The sequence below is a fragment of the Xanthomonas sp. SHU 308 genome (assembly GCF_000364645.1).
GTDB classification, from domain to species: domain Bacteria; phylum Pseudomonadota; class Gammaproteobacteria; order Xanthomonadales; family Xanthomonadaceae; genus Xanthomonas_A; species Xanthomonas_A sontii.
The window spans coordinates 1-1,695 of record NZ_AQOK01000426.1 but is presented as its reverse complement, the minus strand read 5'-3'; the positions used below and the strand labels follow the sequence as shown (position 1 = coordinate 1,695).

The following is a 1,695-nucleotide window of genomic DNA, read 5'->3' as shown; positions in this document are numbered from 1 at the left end:
CACGCCCGCGCCGGCGCCCGCCGCCAAGCCCTGATCCATGCGCCCCTCGCTCGCGCTGGTGCCGGGCGAGCCGGGCGGGATCGGCCCGGAGCTGTGCGTGCGGCTGGCGCAACAGCCGCGTCACGACTGCCAGCTCCTGGCCTTCGCCGATCCCGACACCTTGCGCGCCGCCGCGGCGGCGCTGTCGCTGCCGCTGCAGCTGCTGCCCGAATCCAGCCCCGCCCTCGCCCCTGGCGACCTGCGCCTGCGCACGGTCGCCAATGCCGTGCCCAGTCGCTTTGGCGCGACCGAACCGGCCAACGCGGCTGCGGTGATCGCCGCACTGACCCAGGCGGCCGATGCCTGCCTGCGCGGGGAACTGGACGGCGTGGTGACCGGCCCGGTCCATAAAGCGGCGATCAACGCCGGCGGCATCGCCTACACCGGCACCACCGAACTGCTGGCCCAACACGCCGGCCGCGAGGTGGTGATGATGCTGGCCAACGCCATCGTGCGCGTGGCCCTGGTCACCACCCACCTGCCGCTGCGCGCGGTCGCCGATGCACTCACGCCGGCCCTGCTGGAACGCAGCCTGCGCATCACCGAGGCCGCCTTGCGTCGCGAGTTCGGCATCGCCGCGCCGACCATCGCGGTGCTGGGGCTGAACCCGCATGCCGGCGAGGATGGCCACCTGGGCCTGGAGGAAATCCAGGTGATGCAGCCGGTGCTGGACGCCTTGCGCGCGGAGGGCATGCGCCTGCTCGGCCCGCTGCCGGCCGATACCGCGTTCCTGCCGCAGAAGCTGGCGAGCGTGGACGCGGTGCTGGCGATGTACCACGACCAGGGGCTGCCGGTGCTCAAGTACAGCGGCTTCGAGCAGGCGGTGAACCTGACCCTGGGCCTGCCCTACCCACGCGTGGCGGTCGACCACGGCACCGCACTGGAGTTGGCCGGCCGCGGCGTGGCCGATCCGTCCAGCCTGTTCGCTGCTACTGCGCTGTGCGCGCAACTGGCGGCGCGCCGCGCGCAGTCCTAGGCGCATATCCGGGCGGCGTTCGCGATCTGCCGCAACCAGGGCGCGCCCGGTGATGCCGGCCGCGGCGGAAGCCGCTCCTGCGTCGCTGCAAGCGCGCGCCGCCCCGTGCATGCCGATAAAATGCCGGCCATGACTTCCTCTTCCGGCTTCGGCGCCCCGGCCAAGAAATCCCTCGGCCAGCACTTCCTCAGCGACCGCCATTACATCGACAGCATCGTCCGCGCGGTCGATCCCAAGCCGGGCGATCGCCTGGTGGAGATCGGTCCCGGCCAGGGTGCGATCACCTTCCCGCTGCTGCGCCGGCATGGCCAGCTGACCGTGATCGAATTCGACCGCGACCTGATCGCGCCACTGACCGCGGCGGCGGCCGACGTCGGCGAACTGACCATCCTCAACCGCGACGTGCTGTCGGTGGATTTCGCCGCCCTGGCCGAGGGCGCGCGCATCCGCCTGGTCGGCAACCTGCCCTACAACATCTCCTCGCCGATCCTGTTCCATGCGCTGGACCACGCCGCGGCGATCGCCGACATGCACTTCATGCTGCAGAAGGAAGTGGTCGACCGCATGGCCGCCGACCCGGGCAGCAAGGTCTACGGCCGGCTCAGCGTGATGCTGCAGGCGTACTGCGAGGTGACCTCGCTGTTCGTGGTGCCGCCGGGCGCGTTCCGGCCGCCGCCGAA

General features: G+C 71.8%; 2 protein-coding genes. Both read left to right on the top strand.

The window, feature by feature from the left end; genetic code table 11:
• The first annotated feature begins 37 nt into the window (after positions 1-37).
• A complete protein-coding gene (gene pdxA, locus D588_RS0114125) occupies positions 38-1,015 on the top strand; it encodes a 4-hydroxythreonine-4-phosphate dehydrogenase PdxA (RefSeq protein ID WP_017908615.1) in 978 nt (325 codons plus the stop codon).
• Positions 1,016-1,144: 129 nt separating this feature from the next.
• A partial coding sequence (gene rsmA / locus D588_RS0114120) for a 16S rRNA (adenine(1518)-N(6)/adenine(1519)-N(6))-dimethyltransferase RsmA (protein ID WP_026143718.1) occupies positions 1,145-1,695 on the top strand: 551 nt, incomplete at its 3' end.